Here is a 15842-nt window from a genome sequence, read left to right as displayed (position 1 = left end):
GCACCGGGCCTCCCGTCCGTCTCGTGCCGGGTCTAGTACAGGGCGCTCGCCAGGCGACGGCGCGCCGCGACCACGCGCGGGTCGTCGGTCCCGATGAGCTCGAAGTACTCGACGAGCCGGACGCGCAGCGCCTCACGGTCCTCGCCGAACACCGTCGGCACGAGGTCGAGCAGGCGTCCGAAGGCGTCCTCGACGTGCCCACCGGAGATGTCGAGGTCGGCGACCGCGAGTTGCGCCTGGACGTCCTGCGGACCCGCACCGGCGGCGGCACGGATGTCCTCGGCGGTGTGGCCGTTCAGACGGTCCAGGAGCGACACCTGTGCGAGCCCCGCGACGGCCATCTGGTCGTGCGGGTCCTGCAGGATCGCGGTCTTGTACTCGGCGATCGCCGTGGCGTAGTCGCCCTGCTCGATCGCGTCGTAGGCCGCCTGGTGGTGCGGCGGGAGCTCTTCCGGCTCCGGCTCACCCTGCTCGGCGGTGTCCTCGGGCGCGGCGGCACCGTCCACGGTGACGCGACCGGAGACGCCGTTCTGCTCGGCTGCCTGGAGGACCTGCTCGTAGACGTCGCGGACCTGCGCCTCGGGCAGCGCGCCCACGAAGAGCCCGAGCGGGCGCCCGCCGATCAGCGCGGCCACGGTCGGGATCGACTGCGCCTGGAACGCCTGCACGAGCTGCGGGTTCGTGTCGGCGTCGACCTTGGCGAGCAGCACACGGCCGCCGTACTCGGCGGTCAGCTGCTCGAGGATCGGCGAGAGCTGCTTGCACGGCCCGCACCACTCCGCCCAGATGTCGACGATCACCGGCACCACGGAGGACAGCTGCAGGACGTCCTGGAACGTGTCGTCGGTGACGTCGAACACGAGCGACGGGACGGTCAGGTCGGCGCCGGACTCGGTGCCCGGGGCGGCGGCGCCGGTCGGGCTGCCCGCCTGCGCCGGAGCACCGGCGGGCGGCTGGGGCGGCCGCTGTGCGCGGTCGACGAGGGACGACAGGTCCACGGCTCCGCGGAGCCCGGACGGGGTCGGGGGGATGTTGCTCATTGCACCTCACTCGCTGCGGTCAGGCCCTGCGTGAACCCGAGCAGGACCACTTTGTCATCCGAGGCGACCGGCGGCACGTAGAAGAGCAGCTGGACGCCGTACGTGGCGCTGATGCCCTTCTTGCTCGTGTCCACCCCGGACAGCGCCTTGACGGCGCCCTCGGTGTTGACCTCGGCGCCGGAGGCGGTCGGGGTCACCTTCTCGATCTCGTCGAGGTCGGCCGAGACGAGCGCGCCGGCGTCGTCGGTCGCGATCGCGACGGCGGAGTCCGCCGGGGCCTCGGACGAGTACTCGATCTTCGCCGTGTCCGGCAGGGACTTCGCCTTCTTGTCCTTGTACGCCTTGCCGATGGTGGTGCGGAGACCGTCCCCCTCGGTGGCGAACAGGTCGGCGTACTCGCTCTTCGAGTCCTTCGACAGGATGTCGCCGTAGGCGGTCGCGACCTGGTCCGGGGCGATCGCGAGCAGCTTCGACTGCGGGGCCAGCAGCGCGGCGCCGATGGACGTCGGGGCGAGGCTCGGGATCTTCGCGTCGGCCTCGAGCGAGACGTCGTACGCGACCTTGTACGGGTCGCGCGCGGTGTCCTGCACGAGCGTCAGGGCCTGCGGTGCCGACTTGGCGTCGCAGTCCTCGGCGACGATCGCGAAGACCGTGCGCGGCCAGGTGTCGGTCTGCTGCGGCAACGCGACGCAGACCTGACCTGCAGAGATCGCCGGCGGCGCCTTGGCCTCGGAGTCCTTGCCGCGGATCGAGTAGTTCGCGAGGCGCAGGTCGAGCGCCGCCCCGGTGAAGCGGGTCTTCGCCAGGTCGCGGTCGCGGGCACCGTCGGACTGCTTCGCCACCGCGGCGATCCGTTCGACGACCCGGGTGATCTGCTGCTTGGTCGCCGCCGTCGGCTCGGTCGTCTCGGCCGCGCCGGTGGCGCTGGCCGTCGGGGTCGGGGTCGCGAGCGAGGGGTCTCCGCCCTGCGGCCAGTAGTCGGACGAGCAGCCGGCCAGGGCGAGCGTGCCGACGAGCACCACGGGGACCGCGATGAACGCACGCGACCCGCGGCGGCCCCTGGTCGGGACCTGGGCACCGGCCGCAGCGGCGCGGCGTGAGGCCCGGACGCGCGGCGGCCGGGTGCCCCCACTGCGACGACGGGGCCCACGCCCGCGGCGCTGGTGCAGGAACGCGAGGACCAGCAGGACGATGCCACCGACGGCGAAGACGCCACCGGCGACCAGCAGCGGCCCGACGGACGGGGTCGCGGTGTCCTGCGGCCAGGTCACCGAGACGTCACTCGGCGCGGCGGCGGTGCCGTCGCTGACGATGAGCACGGAGACGTCCTGCGGCAGACGGACGGTGAACTGCCCGGAGCCGTCGTACTCCTGGTACCAGAGGTCGCTGCCCTTCGGCGACGGGACGGACGCCTCGGAGCCGGTGGTCTTGCCGACGAGCTTCGCGCTCTCGGCGTCGAACCGGAGCGTGGTGTGCTCGGCGTCACCGACCCACGCGTCGACGTCGGCCGTCTTGCCGTACGCCGCGAAGACCTTGCCGGATCCGGAGACGTTGATGCGCTGGTAGCCGGGGTTCGCGTTGAGCGTCGACCCGGGGATCACCGTGACCGGAGCGGAGCTGGTGGTCGAGCTGTCCGCGACGAGCGAGGACGGCGGAGCGAACACGGTCCGCTGTCCCACCGCCAGCGCGACGAGCAGCAGGCCGATGACGAAACTGACGATCGCCAGGACGAATCGCACGAACACTCTCCCTACCGCGCCGGGGTGGGGATGTCGGCGCGCGAATCAGCGACTCAGGATAGCGAGCATGGCTGAGCAGCGCATCCATCCGGGCTGTCGCGGGACTCAGACGAGCCCGTCGGGCCACCACTACAATCGACCGCGGGCCGGATCGGGCCCTCCGCCGAGCACCCAGGAGCGACACGTGGCGAACGACGAGGCCGAGTTCGGGACCGAGCTGCGCGGGTACCGCCGCGACGACGTCGACCGTGCACTGAACGACCTGCGCCGCGAGCTCATCAAGTCGAACACCGACCGCGCCGACGCGGCGAAGGAGATCCGCCTCCTGCAGTCCCGCGTCTCGGAGCTCCAGGGCGAGCTCGACGAGGCCGGTACCCCCACCTACAGCGGGCTGGGCACGCGACTCGAGTCCACCCTGCGCGTGGCAGAGGAGCAGTCCACCCGACTGATCAGCCAGGCGGACATCGACGCGCAGCGCCTGCGTGCGTCGAGCCGTGCCGAGGCCGACCGCACCGTGCGCGAGGCGCAGGAGGAAGCCCGCGACACCCTCGAGGACGCCCGCACCCGCTCCACCAACGAACTCACCCGTGCGCGTGCCGAGGCCGCCGACACCGTCGAGCGTGCCCGCGCCGAGGCCGGCCTGCTCACCCAGGACGCCCGCAACGAGGCCGCTGCCATCCGCGGCGCCGCCGTGACCGAGGCCGCAGAGGTCCGCTCCGTCGCCATCCGCGAGACGAACGCCCTGCGCGCCCAGGTCGAGCACGAGGTCGCCGAGCTGCGCGAGATCGCCCAGCGCGAGTCGGCCGACTCCCGTACGGCAGCGGCCGACCTCGACCGCGAGACCGAGCACCGCCGCTCGGTGTTCGAGGCCGACCACGCCCGCCGCGTCGCGGACCTCGACCACGAAGAGGCCACCCGCCGCGAGGCACTCGAGCGTGAGGTCACCGAGGGGCGCGCCGCGTGGCACCGCGAGCGCGACGAGCAGCAGCAGGCGCACGCCCTGGCGATCGAGACCGGTCGCGCCGAGCTGCAGGCGGAGGTCGACCGCCGCCGCGCCGAGATCGACGGCGAGTTCGAAGACCGCCGCCGCGTCGTGGACGAGGAACTCGCGGCCGCCCGCGCCGAGTGGGACCGGGAGCTCGCCTCGGCGCGCACGGCCCTCGCGCAGGAAGCCGAGGCGGTGCGAGCGCAGTTGCGTGTCGACGAGGAGCAGACGCGCATCGAGAACGAGCGGCTCGTGCAGGAGACCGCCGACCGGATCGCCCGCGAGCTCGAGGAGCACGACACCCGCATCGCCCGGGAGCGTGCCGAGGCCGAGGCCGCCGCCGAGCGCGCGGACCGCGAGCACGAGAACGCCCTGGCCGCCCGCCGCGAACGCGAGCACGCCGAGGTCGACACCGAGATCGCCGACCGTCGCTCCGCCGAACTCGACGCGCTCGAGGCGGAGCGCACCGCCCTCCGTCAGGAGATCGACACGGCCCGCGCCGACCTGGCGAAGGAACGCGACGAGGCCCGCGCCGAGGTCGCCCGCGAGCGCGACGAGGCCCGCACGACCCTCGAGTCCGAGCTCGCCTCGCGCCGGGACGACGCCGAGCAGGACTACCTGCAGAAGCACCACGAGACCGTCACGGAGACGCAGAAGTACCTCGACGAGGCGAACCTGCAGCTCGCCGAGGCCACCCGCCGTGCCACCGAGGCACGGGAGCGCGCCGAGCGGCTCCAGCAGGAAGCAGACGACCTCGAACGCACCAGCACCGCCGAGGCGCAGGAGCACGCCCGCACCATCGTCGCCGACGCCCAGGACCGCGTGCACCGGATGGTCTCGGACGCCGAGGAGCGCACCGCCGCCATCACCGCCGAGGCCGAGGACCGCCTGTCGGCGATCCGCACCGAGCGCGAAGCGGTGGCGGGGTACCTCGAGAACCTGCGCGGCGTGCTGACGCACGCGACCGGGCTGCTCGGGACCGCTCCGGGCGGCGCGTCCGAGACCACCGACGACGAGGACGCCGCCGGGCGCTGACCCCTCAGACGGGCCAGTGCGTCGGCAACGGCGCGCTGCCCGGGACGACGAGGTCGGCGATCGCGTCCAGCACGATCCGGACGTACCGCTCCCCCACCCACAGGTGCTTCGCGCCCTCGACCGGGACGACCCGGACGTTCGGGGCGACGGCGAACCGGGCGATCGCCTGGTCGGGCTGCAGGAAGTCGTCGTGCTCGGGCACCAGGGCCACCACCGGGACGTCCACGGCCGCCCATCGTGCGAGCTCGTCGTCCGTGGTGCGGTGCAGCGGTGGGGAGAGCAGCACGACGCCTGCGACCGTTCCGGCCTCGACGTGTTCCAGCGCGTGCTTGAGGATCACCTCGGTGCCGAACGACCACCCCACCAGCCACGGTGTCGGCAGGCCGCGGTCGACGACCTCGGCGACGCCGGCGCGCAGGTCGAACCCCTCGGAGACACCCTCGCCGAACACACCCTCGGACGTGCCTCGTGGCGAGGTCACCGACCGGAAGTTGAAGCGCAGGACCGCGATGTCGGCCAGGGCCGGCAGGCGTGCCGCGGCCTTCTTGAGCACGTGCGAGTCCATGAAGCCGTGCGCGGTCGGCAGCGGGTGCAGCGTCACGATGGTGCCCCGTGCCGGCCGGGTCTCGGGTTCGGCGAGCTCACCGACCAGCGTGAGGTGGTCGTCGGTGACGAGTTCGACGTCGGTACGTCTGGCCGGCAGTTGCGTGGCGGAGCGGATCTCGCCGTCGTCGTCGGTCATGCGATGCTCCAGCAGTGGTTGTGCCAGTGTCGACGTGATGCCAGGTCGGCGGCGTCGCCGAGCACCCCGTCGGAGCGCCAGACCACCACGTGCGCGGTGCCGGGCAGCACGGTGCCGCCGCACCCGGGGCAGACGTACTCCTTCTGCGCCGAGGCCGCGGAGACCGGCTGGACGAGGTACTCGCGCCCGCGACGAACCTCGGTGCGCTTCCACGCACTCATCAGCCGGTCGAGGCCGGTGTCCTCGTCAGGCTCGACGTCGCGACCGCGGGGACGCCGCGGCCGGTTGCTGCGCGGCACCCCAGTTGCCGATCAGTACCAGTTGTTCGCCTGGCTGTGGCCCCAGGCGCCGCACGGGGTGCCGTAGACCCCGGAGATGTAGTTGAGACCCCACGTGATCTGCGTCGCGGGGTTGGTCTGCCAGTCGGCGCCGGCGGTTGCCATCTTGCTGCCCGGGAGCGCCTGCGGGATGCCGTACGCACCGCTGGGGTTGTAGGCGTTCACCCGCCAGCCGGACTCCTTGTTCCACAGCGAGACGAGGCAGTTGTACTGGTCGGTCCCCCAGCCGCGGGCGGTGACCAGCTGCAGGGCGATGGCCTGCGCGCTGCCCGCGTCGGGCGTCGCGGCCACGGCTGCGAGGGTGTTCGCAGCGGAGACGCTCTCGGTCTCGGTCGCCGCAGCGTCGGTCGTCTCGTCGGTGGTGGCGTCGTCGGCCTCTTCCTCGACGACGGGCTTGACGACCTTGGGGGCCGGGACGGTCACGCCGTAGCCGTCGCGGTCTGCGGCGGCTTCGCCGTAGGTGCCGTGCGCGGTGTACTGCTGCGGGGCCTGCGGCGTCTTCACGAGCACCGGGGTGTCGACCGCGGCCTGTGCGACGTCGGCCTGGAGCGGGTTGAACAGCGACGCCCCCACGAAGAGGAAGACCCCGACGAACGAGAAGGCCGGGACGGACGAACGCTTCCGTGCGAAGGCGTTCACGGCGGCGGCAGCCCCCTGGGTCGACTGCTGCGCGGTCGCGGTCCGCTGCTTCGCGGCGCGCGGGTCGACGCGGGCAGCGGGGGCCTCGTGCACGAACGCGGCGATGCGTTCGTCGGACACGCGGTTCGCTGCGACCGACTTCGGCATCGCGACCGGGCCGGTCTCCGGCAGGACCTGCGGGTTCGCCTGGAGCACCGACGTGTCCGCCGTACGGGTTCGGTTCAGTGCCGCGCGGCGCTCACCCGAAGCCTGGAGGCTCAGGTGCTCGCGGAGATCGCGGTCGGAGCTGTGGTCTGCCGTGTGCCTGCCCATGAGTAGGACCAGGGTAACGGAACGATCACGGAAAGCGAAGCACCTGGGGACAGCGCGTCGTCAGCGGACGGCGAGCATGACCTCGACGACGGCGTCGAGCAGCGCGTCGACCTGGGCCTCGCGGTAGCCGCCGTGCTTCGGACGGAACACGATGGACCGCACCTCGGTGAGGCTCAGCGGCTTGCCCTCGCGGAAGTATCCCCCGAGTCGGGCGGCGAAGGCGTCGACGTCCTTCGGGTGGTAGCCGGTGCCGAGGATGCTCACCCGGTTGAACCGCTGACCGTCCGGACGTTCGAGGCGGGCCACGACGTCGGAGGCCTTCGTGCGGGCCTCGGCGTACCAGGCCTTCTGGCCGGCGTCGCCGATCTCCCGCTCGCGTTCACGTGCGGCGAAGGCGTCCTCGAGCCGCTCCAGCGCTGCGTCGACGTGCGAGGTGGAGTACCCGCCCTTCCGCATCGAGAACGCGGTGGCGCGGATCTTCGCGGCCTCGATGCCGGGGGCGCTGTCGTCGGCGGAGTACGCGCGACGGGCGTCCTCGAGGAAACGCTCGACTTCGTCGACATCGTATCCGAGGGCGGAGCGGGCTGCGGTCGGGAAGGTGGTGGCCACGGCGTCATTCTGCCAGTCCCGACCCGTTGCACAACCTGGACGCGCTGAGGGCGGCGCTCAGGCTGGCAGACGGGGTCGATCGATGTCGGTCAGTGGTTGACGATCAGGTACAGCACGTACGCGACCGCAGCCGACGGCAGGATGCTGTCGATGCGGTCGAGCAGTCCGCCGTGCCCGGGCAGGAAGGACGAGATGTCCTTGATGCCGATGTCGCGCTTGATCATCGACTCGGTGAGGTCGCCCAACGTGGCCGACCCGGAGATGAGGACCCCGAGCACGACGCCGGTCCACCACGGCAGTCCGAGCATGAGCCAGGCGACCAGGATGCCGACGACGATGCTCGCCGCGACCGACCCCGCGAAGCCCTCCCAGGTCTTCTTCGGGCTGATCCGTGGCGCCATCGGGTGCTTGCCGAGGTTGAGCCCGGTGGCGTAGGCACCAGTGTCGACGGCGACGACGACCAGGATGAAGCCGATCACCCAGAGGTTGCCCTGCGGCTGTGCGGAGAGCAGCACCACGCAGGCGCCGAGCAGCGAGATGTACGCCTGCACGAACAGCCCGTTGGTGAGGTCGCGGAACACGTTGCCGGCCGACGGCTTCTGCCGCGACACCGCGACCTCGACCAACCGCCACAGGCTGATCAGGACGATGCCGCCGAGCAGCGTGAAGAGTGCCGCGATCTGGCCGAGCAGGAACGCCGCCGGCACGATCGCGATCGCGACGGCGACACTCGGGATCCGCGGGACGTCACGGCCCGCGAAGCGCATGGCGCTCGTCAGCTCGTAGACGCCCACGCCGAGCAGGAACGCCGCCACGACCATGAACGACGGCGTCCAGATGAGGAGCGTGCCGAGCATGACGACGGCGAACGCGAGCGCGATGCCGATCGCCGCCGGCAGGTTGCGCCCGGTCCGTGCGGTCAGGGCCTCGTTGCGCGCACCGAAGTCCGCCTTGCGCTGCCGGAGCTGCGCCTCGAAGTCGGTGCGGGCCGCTCGGGCACGCGCATCGAAGTCCTGGCGGAGCCCCTTCTTCACGGGCCCGGTCTGCTCGGGTCCGTGCTCTGCTGTGGGGCGTTCACCGCCCTGTTCCGGGCGGCGCATCAGACCTCGAGGAGTTCGGCTTCCTTCTTCTTCAGCGAGTCGTCGATCTGGTCGACGTGCTTCTTCGTCAGGACCTCGAGGTCCTTGTCGCCGCGCGAGATCTCGTCGTCGGAGATCTCGCCCTTGAGTGCGTCGAGGTCGTCCTTGGCCTTGCGGCGGATGTTGCGGATGACGACCTTGTGGTCCTCACCCTTCGTCCGCACGAGCTTCACGAACTCCTTGCGGCGGTCCTTGGTGAGCTCCGGGATCGTCACGCGGACGATGTCACCGTCGTTCGTCGGGCTGGCGCCGAGGTTCGGGAACGTCGCGATGGCGCGCTCGATCTCCTTGAGCGCCGTCTTGTCGTACGGCGTCACGATGAGCGTGCGCGCCTCGGGCGTCTGCAGCGACGCGAGCTGCGCGAGCGGCGTCGGCGTGCCGTAGTACTCGACCGGGATCTTCTGGAAGAGCGCCGCGTTGATGCGGCCGGTGCGGACGGTCGAGAAGTCGTCCTTGGCGACCTCGACAGCCTTCGCCATCTTCTCGGTGGCTTCGGTCAGGACATCACTGATCACGGTGTTACTCCTTCGGTACTGGCGTCGAGTCTAGTCAGCGGTGCGGGTCAGTTGCTGACCACGGTGCCGATGCGCTCCCCGCGGATGGCGGCCTGGACGTTGCCGTCGCCCTCCATACCGAAGACGTGCATGGGCATGCCGTTGTCCATGCAGAGGGAGAACGCGGTGGCGTCGACCACCTTGAGGCCCTTCAGGAGCGCGTCCTGGTAGGTCACGTGGTGCAGCTTCTCGGCGGTGGCGTCCTTCTTCGGGTCCGCCGTGTAGACGCCGTCGACACCGTTCTTGGCGACGAGGACCTCGTCGGCCTTGATCTCGAGTGCCCGCTGCGCCGCGACCGTGTCGGTCGAGAAGTAGGGCAGGCCCGCGCCGGCGCCGAAGATGACGACACGGCCCTTCTCGAGGTGTCGCTCGGCGCGCCGCGGGATGTACGGCTCGGCGACCTGGGTCATCGCGATGGCGGACTGCACGCGCGTCGCGGCGCCGGCCTGCTCGAGGAAGTCCTGCAGCGCGAGCGCGTTCATCACGGTGCCGAGCATGCCCATGTAGTCGGCGCGGCCGCGGTCCATCCCGCGCTGGGAGAGCTCGGCGCCGCGGAAGAAGTTGCCCCCACCGACGACGATCGCGATCTCGACCTCGCGCGCGGCGACGGCGATCTCCTTGGCGATGGTCCCGATCACGTCGGGGTTCACGCCGAGCGATCCGGCACCGAAGGCCTCTCCTGACAGCTTCAGCAGTACGCGGCGTCGTCCGGTCTTCTCGTCGGTCATCTGGTCGCACCCTTCGTCGTGGTCTCGTGGAAATGTACTCGCGGATGTGTCGCGGGTGTGTCGCGCCCGGAGGCGCGAAAAACGGGGCCAGGAACCTGGTTGGTTCCTGACCCCGTCACGGGTTCGTTACGCGCCGACCTTGACGCGGGCGAAGCCCTGGATCGTGATGCCGGCGTTCTCAGCGGCCTTCGCGACGGAGATCTTGTTGTCCTTCGCGTAGTCCTGGTCGAGGAGCGACACCTGCTTGATGTAGGCGTTCACCCGGCCCTCGACGATCTTCGGGAGCGCAGCCTCGGGCTTGCCCTCCTCGCGCGTGATCGCCTCGACGGTCGCACGCTCCTTGGCGATCTCGTCGGCCGGGACCTCGTCGCGGGTCAGGTACGTCGGGTTCGCGAACGCGACGTGCTGGGCGATCGAGCGGGCCTCGGCAGCGTTGTCACCCTCGTACGCGATGACGACGGCGATCTGCGGCGGCAGGTCCTGGCTGGTCTTGTGCAGGTAGATCTCGAAGGCCGAGCCCTCGACACGGCGGACCGTGCGGACCTCGAGCTTCTCGCCCAGCGCGGCGGCCGACTCGTTGACGACCTCGAGGACGGTCTTGCCGTCCAGCGGGGCGGCGTTCGCGGCGGCGACGTCGGCTGCACCGGCAGCCGCGACGGCGCCGAGCACCTTGTCGGCGAGGGTCGTGAACTTCTCGTTCTTCGCGACGAAGTCGGTCTCGCTCGCGAGCTCGACGACCGTGGCGGCGCCGTTCTCGGAGGTCGCGACGACGACACCCTCGGAGGTGGCACGGTCGTCGCGCTTGGCGACGGCCTTCGCACCCTTGATGCGGAGCAGCTCGACGGCCTTGTCGTAGTCGCCGTCGGCCTCGACGAGCGCGTTCTTCGCGTCCATCATGCCGGCGCCGAGGTCCTCGCGGAGCTTCTTCACGTCAGCAGCGGTGAAGTTTGCCATTGACTGGAGTCCTTTCTGGACTGTACGTGTGTGGAGAGTGGTGACGCAGGCGCCGGACCCGATCGGGCCCGGCGCCTGCGACAGGTCACTCGGCGGGGGTGGTCTCCGCGGCTGCCTCGGCCTCGGCCGTCGGCTCCGCGTTCTTCGCGTCGTCGGCGATCGGCTCGCCGATCTCCTTCGCGGCGACCTGCGCGTCGGCGTTGTTCTCCTCGACGGTCGCACCCTCGGGAGCGGCGTCGGCGGACGGCGTCGCGGCGTCGCCACCGAGGAGCTCCTGCTCCCACTCGGCGAGGGGCTCTGCGGCCTCTTCGTCGTCGCCACCGTTGTGGCGGGTCTTCAGGCCCTCGGCCGCGGCGTCGGCGACGATGCGGGTGAGGAGACCGACGGAGCGGATCGCGTCGTCGTTGCCCGGGATCGGGTACGTGATCTCGTCGGGGTCGCAGTTGGTGTCGAGGATGCCGATGATCGGGATCCCGAGCTTCTGCGCCTCGTCGACGGCGAGGTGCTCCTTCTTGGTGTCGACGATCCAGAGCGCGCTCGGGGTCCGCGTGAGGTTGCGGATACCACCGAGGGTCTTGTGGAGCTTGTCCAGCTCGCGCTTCTTGATGAGGAGCTCCTTCTTGGTGAAGCCCTTCGTCGTGTCGTCGAAGTCGATCTCCTCGAGCTCCTTCATGCGCGCGAGGCGCTTGGAGACCGTCTGGAAGTTCGTGAGCAGACCGCCGAGCCAACGCTGGTTGACGTACGGCTGGCCGACGCGGGTCGCCTGCTCGGCGATGGAGCCCTGCGCCTGCTTCTTGGTGCCCACGAAGAGGATCGTGCCACCGTGCGCGACCGTCTCCTTGACGAAGTCGTACGCGCGGTCGATGAAGGTCAGCGACTGCTGCAGGTCGATGATGTGGATGCCCGAGCGCTCGGCGAGGATGAAGCGCTTCACCTTCGGGTTCCACCGACGGGTCTGGTGTCCGAAGTGGACGCCGCTGTCGAGCAGCTGGCGGATGGTGACGACGGCCATGTGCCGTCCTCCTTCTGTGTTCTCGGCGCACAGCTGCGCTGTGCTCCTGTTGCGGTTGTGTCGAGCACGACCGGAGGTCGTGATCCCTGGTGTCCTGGCACGCGACCGCCCGCTCGTGAGAGCGGGACCGATGGTCGGGTGCCGGTCGAAGACGGCGAACCGTTGACGACCCTGTGGACACGCGAAGTCAGCGCGCATCAGCGCACTGCTGGAGAAATGCTAGCAGACAGGAGGCCCGGATCACGCGCGCCGACCGGCTGACGTGATCCGGGCCTCTCCCCACCGGCACGGCCGGCCCGTCGCTGGCGCGACGGTCCGGAACCGGCGGCGTGGGCCCTGTCCGGTGTGTTCTGGGTCCGTCAGGACTTCGCGTTCACCGTGTCGCCCTCGGCCGAGATGCCCATCTCCTCGAGCGAGCGGCCCTTGGTCTCGGGGATCTTCGCGATGACGAAGAAGAACGAGATCAGCGCGAACAGCGCGTAGATGCCGTACGTGACCGTCAGGTTGAAGCCGGACAGCACCGGGAAGGTGATGGTGACGATGAAGTTCGCGACCCAGTTGGCGGCCGAACCGATACCGAGCGCCGTGGCGCGGATGCGGTTCGGGAACATCTCGCCGAGCAGCACCCACATGAGCGGACCCCACGTCGCACCGAACGACACGACGAACAGGTTCGCGAAGATGAGGGCGATGACACCCCACGAGCCGGGCAGGCTCGGGTTGCCGTCCACGATCGTCGACTGCGAGAACGCGATCGCGACCATCGCCAGCGAGATGAACATGCCCGCGGAACCGGTCACCAGGAGGGGCTTCCGCCCGACCTTGTCGACCAGGAAGATCGCGATGAAGGTCACGGCGACGTTCACCACCGAGGTGATCGTCGAGATGAGGAACGAGTCGCTCTCCTTGAACCCGACGGCCTGCCAGAGCGTCGTCGAGTAGTAGAAGATCACGTTGATGCCGACGAACTGCTGCAGCACGGCCAGGATGATGCCGACCCAGACGATGGGCTGCAGGCCGAAGCGGTTGCCCCGGATGGAGCCCTTCTTCTCGTTGGCTTCCTTCTTGATGCCGTCCTGGATCTCCTCCAGGCTCGTGTTGACGGTCTCGCGCGGGACGATCTTGGTCATGACCTCCCGTGCGTCCTCGGTCCGGCCCTTTGCGAGCAGGTACCGCGGCGACTCCGGCAGCGTGATCGCCAGGATGCCGTACACGACCGACGGGATCACGCCGACCAGGAACATCCAGCGCCAGGCCGGCAGCCCGAGGACGACCTCGGACGCGCCACCGGCGGTCACGGCGAAGAACTGGTCCGACAGCAGCGCGGCGAAGATACCGAGCGTGATGGCGAGCTGCTGGAACGAGGCCAGCCGCCCGCGGATGGCCTTCGGGGAGACCTCGGAGATGTACGCCGGCGCGATCACCGAGGCGGTCCCGATGCCGAGGCCGCCGACGAGGCGCCACAGGACGAAGTCCCACGTGGCGAACGCGAAGCCGGAGCCGATCGAGCTCACCAGGAACAGGACAGCGGCCCAGAACATCACCCGGGTGCGGCCCCAGCGGTCAGCGAGGCGACCGGCGAAGTAGGCGCCGAACGCACAGCCGATGAGGGCGGACGCGACCGCGAAGCCGCTCGCCGCCTCGGACAGGCCGAACTCGCCCTTGATGGCCTCGACGGCGCCGTTGATGACCGACGAGTCGAAACCGAAGAGGAAACCGCCCACCGCTGCTGCGATGGCGAACGCGGTGACCTTCCCCTTGAACGCACGGTCCTCGCCGTGCCCGGTGGCTGTGTTGGACACGATGCTCCTGGGTTCTGCCGGCCGTGCTGCTGTGGGCACGGTGCCCCGGCGGTCGGCTCGTTCGCCGTCCGTGCGGCGTTGCGTGGTCCGGAGCGGCCCCGACTGTACTCCTCGTGGGGGATGTGGTCATAACCGGGTGCGGGTGCGGTGTCGGGGGTGGGGGTGCGGTGTCGTGGTGTCGGCTCGACTCGGAACGACACCCTCGACGTCGTGCGACATCGAGGACGTCGTTCGTTGCGGTTGCGCTGTCCCTCCACAGGCCGGGAGGCCCGCCCCACCATCCACGGGCAGGCCCACCTCGGTCGTGTGGCCGGTCTGGGCCGGACAGAGTGGCGGCATGCTCGTGTTCCCCGGCTCCGGTGCTCGGCTCCCCGCGGTCGCGGGCGTCGTGGCGAAGCCGTTCGGGATGCTCGGGGCGCTCGGTCTGGCCGGGGTGCTCGGAGCGCTCGGTCTGGCCGGGGTGCTCGGGGCGCTCGGTCTGGCCGGGGTGCTCGGGGCGCTCGGTCTGGTCGGGGTGCTCACCGGCTCGTCGGGGACACCGACGCCGGTGCCGGATGGCCTGCTCGACCAGCGGGACCGTAGGGCGGCGACTCGCGCTGCCGAACCGTGGGTCTGGCCGACCGGCACACGGGTGGTCGAGCGCGGGTGGGAGCCCCCGTCCGACGACTACGCCGCCGGTCACCGCGGGATCGACGTCCCTGCGCCGATCGGCACGCTGGCGGATGCGGTCGACGACGGCACGGTGGCGTTCGCCGGACCTGTCGGCGGCCGCAGCGTAGTGACCATCGACCACGGCGGTGGGCTCGTCAGCACCCTCGACTCGGTGCAGCCGCTCGTCGCCGCAGGGGACGACGTCCGACAGGGCGATCCGGTCGGGCGGGTGTCCGTCGGGCACTGCCCGGCCACGGCCCCGTGCCTGCACCTCGGCGCGAGGGTGGACGGCCGCTACATGGACCCGGTGCCGTACCTGCCGCCGGCGGAGTGGCCCGTCCTGCTGCCGGAGTCCGCCTGGCCCGGGTGAGCGTCGGCGCGAAGCGCTGATCGATGTGACTCGGACGGGGCGGGTACGACGGGCGCGTGGTGACCCTATCGGGCGGGCACGCCGCTTGCGCCGGCCCCGTTCCTGCAGGCGTGGCGATCGCGCCAGTGGCGCCGGTCGCGCCGGTGGCACCGGCAGCGCCGGTCGCGCCGGTGGCACCGGTCGAACCGGTCCTGCCAGTTCCGCCGGTCGCGTTCCTGCGAGCGCACCGGTCGCGTGTCAGGCGCGCGGGTGGGCCGTCCGGTAGACCTCGCGCAGCCGCGCCGAGGACACGTGCGTGTAGATCTGCGTCGTCCCGAGGCTCGCGTGCCCGAGCAGTTCCTGCACCGCACGCAGGTCCGCTCCCCCGTCGAGCAGGTGCGTCGCCGCAGTGTGCCGGAAGGTGTGTGGTCCGCTCGGCCCCTCACCGGGCAGGTCGCCGAGCAGTCGAGCGACCACGCGGTACGCGCTGCGCACCCCGAGCCGACCGCCCTGGTCGCCGAGGAACAGAGCGGTGCTCGGAACACCGGCCCGCTCTGCGAGGGTCGGACGCCCTCGCGACGTCCACGCCTCGAGCGCGTCGCGAGCCGGGACGCCGAACGGGACGACCCGCTCCTTCCCGCCCTTCCCGAGCACCCGGACCGTGAGGCGCCCGCGATCGACGTCCGCGACGTCGATGCAGACGAGTTCGCTCACCCGGATCGCCGCGGCGTACAGCAACTCCACGAGCGCGAGGTCCCGCAGCGCCTTCGGATCGTCGGTCGCCGCACGGACCGCGAGGCCGTCGAGCATCCCGCGGACCTGGTCGGCCGACACCACCCGCGGCAGGTGCGAACCACCCTTCGGCGCACGGAGCCGCACGCCGGCGTCCGTCGCGGTCACCCCGGTCTCGCTCGCCCACCGGGTGAACGCCCGCACCGACGACGACCGGCGGGCGATCGTCGACCGGGCAAGCCCCCGCTGGTCGGCTTCCCACAACCAGTCACGGAGGAGTTCGAGGTCGACCCCGTCGATGCCGACGACACCACGCCGCGCGGCGAACTCGATGAACTGCTCGAGGTCGTTCGCGTACGCGCGCAGCGTCTGTTCGCTGAGGCCCCTGGCGTGTCGAGCGTTCCCGAGGAACGTGTCGACCGCCGCCACGAGTCGCCCGTCCGTCTGCTCCGCTCGGTCCACCACGTCGTCAGCGTACGGCT

At 70.9% G+C, this 15842-nt stretch carries 15 protein-coding genes; 2 read left to right on the top strand and 13 right to left on the bottom strand.

Annotated elements, in window-relative coordinates; translation table 11 throughout:
• Positions 1-32: 32 nt before the first annotated feature.
• Both EDF63_RS06945 and EDF63_RS06940 read right to left on the bottom strand, forming a co-directional pair.
• Positions 33-1040, bottom strand: coding sequence for a tetratricopeptide repeat protein (locus tag EDF63_RS06945; RefSeq protein WP_123312307.1), 1008 nt, complete (start codon positions 1038-1040; stop codon positions 33-35).
• Complete coding sequence (locus EDF63_RS06940) at positions 1037-2779, bottom strand: hypothetical protein (RefSeq protein ID WP_148061743.1); 1743 nt, start codon at positions 2777-2779, stop codon at positions 1037-1039. The genes EDF63_RS06945 and EDF63_RS06940 overlap by 4 nt, the downstream gene beginning before the upstream one ends.
• Positions 2780-2963: 184 nt before the next feature.
• Here EDF63_RS06940 and EDF63_RS06935 point away from each other — a divergent pair, with 184 nt between their 5' ends.
• The gene (locus EDF63_RS06935) at positions 2964-4799 is read left to right on the top strand and encodes a hypothetical protein (protein ID WP_123312305.1); all 1836 of its coding nucleotides are present in this window, start codon (positions 2964-2966) and stop codon (positions 4797-4799) included.
• A 4-nt stretch (positions 4800-4803) separates the two neighbouring features.
• Here the strand turns inward: EDF63_RS06935 and EDF63_RS06930 are convergent, their stop codons facing one another.
• The 10 genes from EDF63_RS06930 to EDF63_RS06880 all read right to left on the bottom strand — a co-directional run bounded on the left by EDF63_RS06930 (position 4804) and on the right by EDF63_RS06880 (position 13628).
• A complete protein-coding gene (locus EDF63_RS06930) occupies positions 4804-5541 on the bottom strand; it encodes an alpha/beta hydrolase (protein WP_123312304.1) in 738 nt (245 codons plus the stop codon).
• The gene (locus EDF63_RS06925; RefSeq protein ID WP_260233004.1) at positions 5538-5840 is read right to left on the bottom strand and encodes a hypothetical protein; all 303 of its coding nucleotides are present in this window, start codon (positions 5838-5840) and stop codon (positions 5538-5540) included. Before EDF63_RS06925 ends, EDF63_RS06930 begins: the two co-directional genes overlap by 4 nt.
• 12 nt (positions 5841-5852) lie before the next feature.
• Positions 5853-6830 carry a transglycosylase SLT domain-containing protein gene (locus EDF63_RS06920; RefSeq protein WP_395871564.1) on the bottom strand — a complete coding sequence of 326 codons (978 nt, stop codon included), beginning with the start codon at positions 6828-6830 and terminating at the stop codon, positions 5853-5855.
• 60 nt (positions 6831-6890) lie between these two features.
• Positions 6891-7439 carry a DivIVA domain-containing protein gene (locus tag EDF63_RS06915; RefSeq protein ID WP_123312303.1) on the bottom strand — a complete coding sequence of 183 codons (549 nt, stop codon included), beginning with the start codon at positions 7437-7439 and terminating at the stop codon, positions 6891-6893.
• Positions 7440-7528: 89 nt separating this feature from the next.
• A complete protein-coding gene (locus EDF63_RS06910) occupies positions 7529-8473 on the bottom strand; it encodes a phosphatidate cytidylyltransferase (RefSeq protein WP_123313072.1) in 945 nt (314 codons plus the stop codon).
• Positions 8474-8538: 65 nt separating this feature from the next.
• Positions 8539-9093, bottom strand: coding sequence for a ribosome recycling factor (frr, locus tag EDF63_RS06905; RefSeq protein WP_123312302.1), 555 nt, complete (start codon positions 9091-9093; stop codon positions 8539-8541).
• 47 nt (positions 9094-9140) lie between these two features.
• Positions 9141-9860 carry a UMP kinase gene (gene pyrH, locus EDF63_RS06900; protein WP_071406376.1) on the bottom strand — a complete coding sequence of 240 codons (720 nt, stop codon included), beginning with the start codon at positions 9858-9860 and terminating at the stop codon, positions 9141-9143.
• Positions 9861-9986: 126 nt separating this feature from the next.
• Complete coding sequence (tsf, locus tag EDF63_RS06895) at positions 9987-10814, bottom strand: translation elongation factor Ts (protein ID WP_123312301.1); 828 nt, start codon at positions 10812-10814, stop codon at positions 9987-9989.
• Positions 10815-10899: 85 nt separating this feature from the next.
• Positions 10900-11826, bottom strand: a complete 927-nt coding sequence (rpsB, locus tag EDF63_RS06890; protein ID WP_123312300.1) for a 30S ribosomal protein S2 — start codon at positions 11824-11826, stop codon at positions 10900-10902.
• 359 nt (positions 11827-12185) lie between these two features.
• Positions 12186-13628, bottom strand: a complete 1443-nt coding sequence (locus EDF63_RS06880; protein ID WP_260233003.1) for a sugar porter family MFS transporter — start codon at positions 13626-13628, stop codon at positions 12186-12188.
• Between the two features lie 337 nt (positions 13629-13965).
• Between EDF63_RS06880 and EDF63_RS06875 the strand changes: the two genes are divergently transcribed.
• A complete protein-coding gene (locus tag EDF63_RS06875) occupies positions 13966-14649 on the top strand; it encodes a murein hydrolase activator EnvC (RefSeq protein ID WP_221180539.1) in 684 nt (227 codons plus the stop codon).
• A gap of 237 nt (positions 14650-14886) precedes the next feature.
• On the opposite strand, the gene EDF63_RS06870 is transcribed toward EDF63_RS06875, so the two are convergent.
• Entirely contained in the window at positions 14887-15825 is a 939-nt protein-coding gene (locus EDF63_RS06870; protein ID WP_395871558.1) for a tyrosine recombinase XerC, read from the bottom strand.
• Between the last annotated feature and the right edge of the window lie 17 nt (positions 15826-15842).

The sequence above is a fragment of the Curtobacterium sp. JUb34 genome (genome assembly GCF_003755065.1).
Lineage (GTDB): Bacteria > Actinomycetota > Actinomycetes > Actinomycetales > Microbacteriaceae > Curtobacterium.
The sequence above is the reverse complement of the archived record's forward strand: the minus strand, read 5'-3'. Positions and strand labels throughout refer to the sequence as shown.